The sequence below is a fragment of the Alicyclobacillus shizuokensis NBRC 103103 genome, from assembly GCF_001552255.1.
GTDB lineage: Bacteria > Bacillota > Bacilli > Alicyclobacillales > Alicyclobacillaceae > Alicyclobacillus_G > Alicyclobacillus_G shizuokensis.
The window spans coordinates 1-9,783 of sequence record NZ_BCQV01000072.1 but is presented as its reverse complement, the minus strand read 5'-3'; the positions used below and the strand labels follow the sequence as shown (position 1 = coordinate 9,783).

The 9,783-nt window shown below is 58.3% G+C and carries 8 protein-coding genes and 1 pseudogene; 5 read left to right on the top strand and 4 right to left on the bottom strand.

Annotated elements, in window-relative coordinates; translation table 11 throughout:
• Window positions 1-40 precede the first annotated feature (40 nt).
• Entirely contained in the window at window positions 41-415 is a 375-nt protein-coding gene (locus ASH01S_RS16780) for a hypothetical protein (protein ID WP_067929594.1), read from the bottom strand.
• A gap of 243 nt (window positions 416-658) precedes the next feature.
• Window positions 659-2,341: a spermidine synthase gene (locus ASH01S_RS16775; RefSeq protein ID WP_067929593.1), complete on the bottom strand. Its 1,683-nt coding sequence runs from the start codon at window positions 2,339-2,341 to the stop codon at window positions 659-661.
• Between the two features lie 722 nt (window positions 2,342-3,063).
• Between ASH01S_RS16775 and ppc the strand changes: the two genes are divergently transcribed.
• Window positions 3,064-5,808, top strand: a complete 2,745-nt coding sequence (gene ppc / locus ASH01S_RS16770; RefSeq protein WP_067929592.1) for a phosphoenolpyruvate carboxylase — start codon at window positions 3,064-3,066, stop codon at window positions 5,806-5,808.
• A gap of 916 nt (window positions 5,809-6,724) precedes the next feature.
• On the opposite strand, the gene ASH01S_RS19775 is transcribed toward ppc, so the two are convergent.
• Window positions 6,725-7,246 (bottom strand): DUF488 domain-containing protein, encoded by a 522-nt coding sequence (locus ASH01S_RS19775; RefSeq protein WP_373278596.1) that lies wholly within the window; start codon window positions 7,244-7,246, stop codon window positions 6,725-6,727.
• Window positions 7,200-7,754, bottom strand: a complete 555-nt coding sequence (locus tag ASH01S_RS16765) for a DUF488 domain-containing protein (protein ID WP_067929591.1) — start codon at window positions 7,752-7,754, stop codon at window positions 7,200-7,202. Before ASH01S_RS16765 ends, ASH01S_RS19775 begins: the two co-directional genes overlap by 47 nt.
• A 231-nt stretch (window positions 7,755-7,985) precedes the next feature.
• Here ASH01S_RS16765 and ASH01S_RS19360 point away from each other — a divergent pair.
• The 4 genes and pseudogenes from ASH01S_RS19360 to ASH01S_RS19075 all read left to right on the top strand — a co-directional run.
• Window positions 7,986-8,195, top strand: a pseudogene (locus tag ASH01S_RS19360) (phosphoenolpyruvate carboxylase); the annotation flags it as partial.
• Window positions 8,196-8,247: 52 nt separating this feature from the next.
• The gene (locus tag ASH01S_RS19355; RefSeq protein WP_245629138.1) at window positions 8,248-8,382 is read left to right on the top strand and encodes a phosphoenolpyruvate carboxylase; all 135 of its coding nucleotides are present in this window, start codon (window positions 8,248-8,250) and stop codon (window positions 8,380-8,382) included.
• Between the two features lie 321 nt (window positions 8,383-8,703).
• Window positions 8,704-8,886, top strand: coding sequence for an OsmC family protein (locus tag ASH01S_RS16755; RefSeq protein WP_157067213.1), 183 nt, complete (start codon window positions 8,704-8,706; stop codon window positions 8,884-8,886).
• A gap of 374 nt (window positions 8,887-9,260) precedes the next feature.
• Window positions 9,261-9,783, top strand: a 523-nt coding sequence (locus ASH01S_RS19075) for a hypothetical protein (RefSeq protein ID WP_217996351.1), incomplete at its 3' end; no start/stop codon positions are given.

Here is a 9,783-nt window from a genome sequence, read left to right as displayed (position 1 = left end):
CGTTGGGGTGCAAAGGCGTTGCGCGAGCCCCATGGCTGTTCTAGATCGCCGGTGCCTTGTGCGCCGTCGTCTGTGCCGTTCGACTTCGCCCCCTGCAGCGACCGCCCTTCCACCACGCCACGAATCCCAGCGCAAGCGGCGCGACGGCCCACAGCCCCGTCACCAAGTCGGCGAACACCACACCAGCCCACACGCCCGCCAGCGCCGCCAGCGAGAAGAGTGCGCAACCGAGCCAGCGGCGAAACAGGGCGGCCACACCTCCGGCCAGGCAGAGCAGGGCAAACACTAGGCCCGCGCCACCGTCTCCTTCCAACTGCGGAATTTGCTGCTCCGCTCCGACCTCGGCCACCCATAATGCTTGCCAACCACTGACTACCGCGACGACAGCGGACACCACCAGAAGCACAACTCTCATCGCCAAGCCTCCTGACCCACAGCCTGAATGGTTGTCCATCTCTATCAACCTATGACGGCTGCGCTGACAAAATGCCTTGGCTGCCTGCGCGCTTTCCTCCACGCGTCGCCAATGCGCGAATAGCAGTTGCCCGTCTTTCCGACCAGCCAGTGGGTCACATCGGCCTGCTTTGCCTACCTGCGGCACAGCAACGGATCGCCCGTTCGGGATGCCCGTCACGGGCGAGCGAGCGCAGTCCCGTTCCTACCGTTCTTTCGCCGCACCAAAGATCATCGAATCCGTCAACATCTCCACCGGCGCCCGGTCGTCGGTCAACACCAGGCCGCCCGCCGTATCCGCTGCGCTGAGCGGCACCAGATGTCGCGGCCAGTCCGCCGCCACCGAAGATAGCGCGCTATCCCGCGGAATTCGCGCCAGCCCGGCCGTCGACACGGGATGCTCGCTCGCCAGCAAGATGTAGTTGTACAATCCGCGCGCCTTGACCCGGTATACGTAGGGAAACACCACTCGCAGCGTTCGTTCCATCGACAGCAGCAGCCGCGAGCGTGTACTCGTCGCATTGACGTTCATCGCCACCAGCCCGCCCGGCGTCAAACGGGACTTGAGCTCCTGGAAAAACTCCACCGTCGTCAGTTCGTACGGGATGTAGATCTGGTTCGTGTACGCGTCGACAATCGCGATGTCGTACGTCCGCGCCGGGGCCTGCCGGACGAACACGCGCGCATCCTGGTTGACAAACCGGGCGTCGCCGGGCTTGACCCCAAAGTAGCGGAAGTCCAGCGGAATCACGTCGCCGTCGATTTCCACGCCCGTGACGCGCAGGTCCGGCCGCTGTGGCCGCACGTACTTGGCCAGCAGGTGCGGGATCGTGCCCCCGGCGGACCCCAGCACCACCACTCGCGACGCTCCCTTGCGCAGGTACGGCAGCGCCAGGTAGTCGTCGTAGTAGTCGCTGGTGTTGAGCGCGTCGCCCGGCCGGCGCAGGGATTGCACACCGCCGCCCTCGTTGTAGATCAGCGCGGTCGATCCGTCCGTCTCCCGCACCACCTGCACGTGCTGGTACAGGGTATCCTTGCTCCACAGCACCTGCCCGTATGGACTTGTCGGTGCGGGCAGCGCCCCGGACGCCAACGGCGGCATCACCAGCACCAAGACCAGCGACGCGCCGATGCGCAGCATGTCCGCCCGCACCAGCCCCCACAGACTGGCCGCCACCAGCACCGCCGCCCAAAAGAAAATGGTTTCGCGCACGCCCCAAAACGGAACGGTCACAAACGCCGTGCCAAACGTCCCAATCAGACTCCCCAGCGTCGAAAACGCGTACAGGTTGCCCGCCACGCGCCCCACGTCGAGGGCCTGACCGGTGGGGGACAGCGCATTGTCTCGCCCCGCATTCCCGCCAGTCTGCGCGCTCTCGCCTGGTCCTGCGCCCGCTCTCGCGCCCGTCGCCAGGCGAATCGTGAACGGGCTGACCATCGCCAGCAAAAACACCGGCGGCGCGAACACCAGCAAGATAGCGATGAACGAGATGACAATCGTGGCAATCGGCGTGTTCAGGATGCCGCGCGACAACCCGCGAAAAATCAGCTGCCCCCACAAGGGAAGCGTGGCCATCCAAAGCCCCGCCGCCAAGGACAGGCCCATCAACAGCCGCACCCGCGGCCACCGGTCGGCCACACGGCCGCCGACCACGTATCCCACCGACAGCGCCAGCAAGATCAGGCCAATCACGTTGGCCCAGACAATCATCGACGTGCCAAAGTACGGCGCCAAAAACCGCGACGCCGCCAGTTCCAGCGCCATCACGGACGCCCCGGTCACAATCACGTAGACGTACAGGTAGCGGATGAAACGCCGCCTGTCCCGGATACTGTGTTGTCCGCTCGCATCCGTTCGTATCCCTTCTGTTATCCGAGGCTTGTCCAATCAGCGTGCCCCTCTCTTTCCGACGGGATGCCGGACCCTCTTCCATGTATACTTAGTATATACGCAATCGCCAAAGAGAAACGGAAAGTGGCAGAAGGGCTCTCGAACAATCGCAACGGAAATCCCATTGTGAAGCTTCCTCCATCTTTGTCGATCCCGGTAGGATCCTGGGCCCACCCGGCGAATCATGAAGCCATGCAATCGGAAACGGAGGTCTGAGGCATTGGAGAAACCTCGGTGGGAAGAGCACCTGGAACGCATGGAGTCGAAGCCGTTGAACGACATGTGAGCCGGATTCCGCTTTTGGAGCGTCGCCAGGACAAAGCGGCGGCCCGACTTGACGCGATTGAGGCCTGCTTAGACTTGCGCGCAGAAAACCAGTAACCTTCAGCCAGAAACCTCCTCTCTCCAAACATGACGCCGGACCGTCTTCCATGTATACTTAGTATGTATATACGCAATCATACGTAATCGCTAAAGAGAAACGGAAAGTTCCCGAAGGGGCGTTCCCATCAGCCTGCCGGACGAGCCCAGATTTCCCGTTGGAGCACCCTTTTGTTCCCGCTTTTCGGTTCCGTGGGCCAAGAAACGGCCCGGTCGGCCGTCATAAGTCCCGCGGCCGCGGCGTGGACACATTTTCAACCGCTGGCTCATCGTCCCAGACCAAACACCGCCAGTCCCGCGCGGCACGCTCCGGGCTGGGGAGTGGAGGAGGTCGCAGCGTGTCCAACGAAGCACCCTTGCATCGCGATATTCGACTCTTAGGCAACCTGCTCGGCGAGGTCGTCACCCAGCAGTGCGGCCAGGAGGTGTTTGACTGGGTCGAGCGCATCCGTGCCGCCGCCAAGGAGTTTCGCCAGTCCGAGGAGGATGAGAGCGCCGCCTCGTTCGCCCGTCTGATTGAACAAGTACCGAAGGCGCAGCGCCGCTACGTCATTCGCGCATTCTCCCTGTACTTCGAGCTGGTCAACATCGCGGAGCAGAACCACCGCATCCGTCGTCGCCGCGAGTACGAGCACGCGCAGGGCGAGAAGGTCGGCCGCGCCACCATCCAAAACGCCCTGCTGACCCTGAAGAACGCCGGCTACAGCGCGGACGACGTGGCCGCATTGCTGCATCGGCTGGGCCTGGAGCTGGTGCTCACCGCCCACCCCACTGAGGCCACGCGCCGCACGGTGCTGGACAAGCACCAGCAGATTGCTTTCATCCTGCAAAAGCTGGATGATCCTTTGCTCACCCCGCGCGAGCTGCGCCAACTGGAGAAGTCGCTGCGCGCCCAGATTGTCGGCCTGTGGCAGACCAGTCCCGTGCGCAAGCAGCGCATCACCGTGCTGGACGAGGTGCGCAACGGCCTGTACTTTCTGGATCAAATCCTGTTCGACGTGTTGCCGCATGTGCACATGCAGCTGGAGGAGCAGCTGGCCGAGCACTACCCAGACCGGCGCTGGCGTGTGCCATCCTTCATTCGCTTCGGCAGTTGGATGGGCGGGGACCGAGACGGCAATCCGTTCGTCACTGCGGACATCACGTTCCAGACCCTGGTCCTGCACTTTGACTTGGCCATGCGCAAGTATCAGGAGCGCCTCGTCCAGCTCGGTCGGGAGCTCAGCCAGTCGCTGGAGCTGACGGGCGCCAGCCCGGAGCTGTTGGCCTCTCTCCAAGTGGCCGATCCGCCCGATGAACCCTACCGGGAGAAGGTCTCGCAAATCCAGCGCCGCCTGGAGGCGACCCAGGCGCGGTTTCACGGATCCGCCGCGGAGGTGGACGCGTCCGCCGTCCAACCATACGCCAGCCCCGACGAGTTCCTGACCGATTTGCGGCTGATGGAGTCGTCTCTGTTGGCCCACCGCGGCGAGGACATCGTGGCCGTGCACGTGCGGCCGCTCTTGCGCCAGGTCGAGTTGTTCGGGTTTCACATGGCCACTCTCGACATCCGCCAGCACAGCGAGGTGCACGAAAACGCGGTGCAGGAGCTGTTCCAGGTGGCGCGCCTGGGCGACTACAAAGGCCTCCCAGAAGCGGACAAGGTGGAAAAACTGACCGAGCTCCTGGCGGATGCGCGCCCGCTCGTCAGCCCCTATCAGGACCTCTCCGAGGCGACCGCTGAGACACTGAAGGTGTTCCACGTCGTCCGCCAGGCCAAAGACCTGTTCGGCGAGGCGTGCATCCAGGACTACCTGATTTCCATGGCCGCCGACGTGAGCGACGTGCTGGAGGTGCTCATCCTCGCCAAGGAGGCCGGTCTGTTCCGTTGGAAGCCGGACGGCAGCGTCGTCAGCCGGCTCAACGTCGTGCCCCTGTTTGAGACGATTGAGGACCTGCGCGGCGCCCCGCAGATTGTCCATCGTCTGTTCACCCACCCGGTTTACCAGAAGCAGCTGGCCGCCCGCGGCGGCGAGCAGGAGATCATGCTCGGGTACTCGGACAGCAACAAGGACGGCGGCTATCTGACCTCCAACTGGGAGCTGTACAAGTCGCAAAAGGCGCTCTTGCAAACGGCCGAGCGCCACGGCGTGCGGCTGAAGTTTTTCCACGGCCGCGGCGGCGCGCTGGGGCGCGGGGGCGGACCCTTGGAGCGCAGCATCCTCGCGCAACCGCCCGAGGCTTTGCGTGGCAAGGTGAAGATCACCGAGCAGGGGGAGATCATCTCGCAGCGCTACGGTCACCCCGACATCGCCCGCAGGTCACTCGAGGCGGCGGTCTCCGCCATCTTGGTCGGCGCCGCCAACGTGCAGACGGAAGCCATGCAGGCCACCGAGCGGGAGTGGTCCGCCTGTGTCGAGGGGCTCTCGGAAGCCTCGCGCCAGGCGTACGTGCGCTTTGTCTACGGCCAGCCGGAGTTTCTCACCTACTTCCAGCAGGCCACACCGATAGAGGAGATAGGGCGGTTGAACATCGGATCGCGCCCGAGCAAGCGCAGGAGCAGCGCCCGCATACAGGACCTGCGGGCCATTCCCTGGGTGTTCTCGTGGACCCAGAACCGGCACCTCCTGCCCGCTTGGTACGGCTTTGGCAGCGCCGTCGGCGCTGTTGTCGAAAGCCGTCCCGAGACTCTCCAGGCCTTGCGCCGCATGTACCGGCACTGGCCGTTTTTCAAGGCCCTGATAGACAACCTGCAGATGGCCCTGGCCAAAGCGGACATGCGCATCGCGCCGGAGTATGTGCGGCTGGTGGAGGACGCGTCCATCGGCCAGCGCATCTTTGCCGGCATCCGCGAGGAGTACGACCGCACCCGCAGGGTGGTGCTTGACATCATTGAGCGCGACGATGTGCTCGCCGACTTCCGCGTCATCCGCGAGTCCATCAACTTGCGCAATCCGTATGTAGATCCCTTGTCCTTCTTCCAGGTCCTGCTCCTGCGCGATCTCCGCCAGCAGCGCGCTCGCGGCGAGGACGCCGCGGAACTGGAGCGGGAGGTGCTGTTCACCATCAACGGCATCGCCTCCGGCCTGCGGAATACGGGGTGAGGCCGTACGGTCTGGAATCTCAGCTAAATCACCTTATTCATTGTGGGACACAGCACATGGCCGTCGGGTGGTTTTCTCCGACGGCCATGTGCGGTTTTCTGATATTCTCTATCACGGTTCGTGGGTTCCGTCATCGTCTAACCCAGGTTTCGACGTCTTTCGCCCAAAATAGCTTAAATATTAAATTATAAAATATTTTAGAATATGTTTTTGTGATATGCATCATCCCTAATCTATCGGTTTCACTGCACTACTCATACTGCATGGATGCATGAAACTTGTAGCGAGCATGCTTCAAATCCCCAGCCAGTCGGCGCGAACGGCCGGGCGAGGCTGAGACGTACGAATGTGTTAGAGGCACACTGTAATTCTCGATTCAAACGTTCAATGTCGATCCTATCGATGCAAACGAGGGGGACATCATCGAAGGTTTGACCGGAATTATCTGTAAATGAAACTCGGATTTTCTCATATGATCTATAGACTTTTGCTTGTCGGGCCACTACTGTTCCCAATGAGTTACTCCCGGTGTCAGGGGACACATAGAATCGAGCTCCATGCCGCTTTAATACGGGCCGTCCATTTTCGAACCCGAATATCTGGTTGACGCTGTTCACCGAGATTTGGCGTAAAAAGTCGATTCGATCAGGCTGCGGCAGAATACCTTTGACAATTGGTCGCTGCTCAACAATTTCGAAGTCCTCGGTGTGGGGGCGTCGAATTTGTCGGCTAGTTGCCTTGGCATGGAACTGCACAATTGAAAATAATTGAAGATGTCCTACGTCCTCTAGTGAAAACCTAGACGATGGGGGAATCGGGCGAAGGTATCGTTTAGCCTTTGTGTCGTAGACGCTCATACATACGCCGGTGTTCATTCGTGTTAGGCCTGTCACGACATACATGTATGTATCACCTACTAGCGAATATGGTGTACCTTTATGCCGAGTTGAGAAAGCTCGTCTGCAACAATACCTCGATGACAAGCCTCTGGTTCACGTTCTACGCAAAAGAAAACGAGGTTCTCATCTTCAAATTGACGGATGAATGTTGCCAGATCAAAGTGGCTTAAACATTCATCACGATATCGCTCGATGAAGGACCTACTTAGGCTGTGCCGGGCTTGTTTGTTGATTCCCAAGAGCTTGTCATCTTCTCGCTGTTGATCTCGAGCCTCTCGCGAAGGTGCTAAGTCTCTTATGTGGAGATATTTAATGTTAAGTTCTTTCAGTCGTTCTTGGAGGTATGTGCTGTTAACAAATGAATACTTGGCTCCGCGCATTCCGCGGCGCGCACGAATATCGACGAACAGTGTGATCGAATATTCGACCAAATTTTTAAAAAAATCCGTTTCCGTTCGCCCGTATACTCCGATTGTGTAGATTTTAATATGATCACCCCTGCTTGATGTATTGTTTTCTTGATACAAATACGGGTTCATCGAGTAAGCTTGTCTGGCCATGCGTCAGTCGGTATATCACCTCTTCTTGTGGTACCAGATTACCGTCAATATCGATGTGAGCGACCTGAATGTTTAATTTACTGAGCGTTTGGCCAATAAGCTTGCTACGGTGGCAGTCTTCCGGGCGTCCTTCCGTGCACATAATCGCGACGTGGATCTGTTTTTCCCAAGCCACTGACAACCGTGCAATGCCACGCTTATAGGCCGGTAATTGCTCAAGCTTGGAGTAGTCCACGTATCCGTTCGTGTAACAATCCGCATTCTTAGGGAGACCGCCCAACTCGTCACCCATATATACATAGCGAATATCGTTTGCCTTTAGGGTGGCTTCAAGTTGTTTCTTCGAGAAATCGGGGTTTACGCGGGAAAACGGTTTAGTACGAATGTCGATCAAGTAATGTACGCCATGGCGCTTTAGCAGTTCGAGGAATTCGGAAATCGGACGATTTCCATATCCTATGGTTAGTACGGGCACTTTCCGATCCATCGGCTATGCCTCCGTTCTTCTCGACGCCACGCATTTACTTCCCTACATTATAACAAAACAGCATATCCCGAGCTATTCAAGTAGCCCAAAGGAGCGCCTGACCCGACTCGGCAACAACTCATCCAGTCCCTGGAACTGACCGATGCCCCTTCCCCTCATGAGCCCATACCAGGATCATTCCGAAACTGCCGACTGAAGGCTCGGCCCGAAACCCTTCAGACCCTGCGCCGCATGTACCGGCATTGGCCGTTCTTCAAGGCCCTGATTGACAATCTGCAGATGGCCCTGGCCAAAGCGGACATGCGCATCGCGCCCGAGTACGTGCGGCTGGTGGAGGACGCGTCCGTCGGCCAGCGCATCTTCGCCGGCATCTGCGAGGAGTACGACCGCACCCGCAGGGTGGTGCTCGACATCATTGAGCACGACGACGTGCTCGCCGACTTCCGCGTCATCCGTGAGTCCATCAACTTGCGCAATCCGTATGTAAGATCCCTTGTCCTTCTTCCAGGTCCTGCTCCTACGCGATCTCCGCCAGCAGCGCGCTCGCGGCGAGGACGCCGCGGAACTGGAGGGGGAGGTGTTGTTCACCATCAACGGCATCGCGTCCGGCCTGCGGAATACGGGCTGACGCGGGCTTTTGCTCGCGCCACCGGACCATCCGTTCATCGGCCGCCGGAACCGTGTCTCGGCGGCCCCCTCCCATCCGTCAGCGCATCTCACCGATTCCTGGCGATTCCGTCCGTCTGCATGCCCTCTGTCGAAAACGGGCGGGGTCCATTCCTGTGCAAATCTTTCCCATATATCTCTGTTATATCTCTGTGCCCGACTTCAATCGGATTTATATGTCAAAAAGCGCAATTTTCGTGACCCATATTATTCTCCATCCTCTTCAGGGGGTGTACAATAGGTAACAGAATACGGACAGGCAGTGAAGGAGCGGATCTCATCCGTGGCACAACACGTATACACCTATCAAGGCCGTTGGCAGGGTGACCGCCAGGGCCAAGGGAAAATAATGGTCGGCGGCTTGCAGTCGCTGGTCAGCACGCCGGCCCAGATGGGCGGCCCGGGCATTGGCACCAACCCGGATGAGATGCTTCTCGGCGCGGCTGCTACCTGCTACATGAGATGACCCTCGCCTTTGCACTCGCCAGCCGGAAGATTCTCTACGTCGACCTGAGCTGGTTGAATTTCTTATACCAGTTTACATATGCTACTCCACCTATAAACTTGATAGAACCGGGACAACGGCGCTAAAAAAAGTGATTTTAATCGGCGTCGTTGTAGCAGTAATCGTTGCTGTGCCTGGCTACAGAAACGATCCCATAATGGTTTTGTTAGGGTTGATTATGGCAGTCATCTACAGGTCGACTAACGGGGTAAAAATAAGCCGGAAATTGAAAACAATCATTTCGGCAGTAATTAGCATTGGACTATTTATGTTCGCGGTGAGCTACTTAGTTCGAACTAACAACTCTTCCAGTTTACTACCGTGGAGCATGATGATTGGAACCTATCAAATTCGTGATCCGTTGTTCAGTATTTGTGTTAATACCTCTTCACTTAAATGCGCGGGAAGATCTAGGGGTAGCACAGCTGGCAATGGATCGCTTAACCGAGCTCACGAATTACGTTCAACCTCGGTGGTTCTTCTTCCACGACATGGTGACATTGCTACCCGGTAAGCAGTTAACTTCGGGCCAAATTCTGGGGCGAGTAGTAAATCATTCGGATACGTCGTCTCTGACATTAGGTCTCATAGGAGGGCTGTGGATTAGCTACGGTGTCTCAGGTATCGTGGTCTTCTTTTTACTGTGTGGCCGGCTTATCTCTTATTGGTGGAATAGATATATTATGTCTGGAAAATGGATTCATCAGGCGCTCTTAGTGGTTGGTCTGGATTATCTGTTGGAGTTGACTAATAGGGGTATGTTTAAGCCGATGTACATCATAGGACCCATAATCGTGATGCTTATCGGATCACGGAAGGTTAAGCGCACAAGGGAGAAGGAAGCACAGGTAGCGTCAG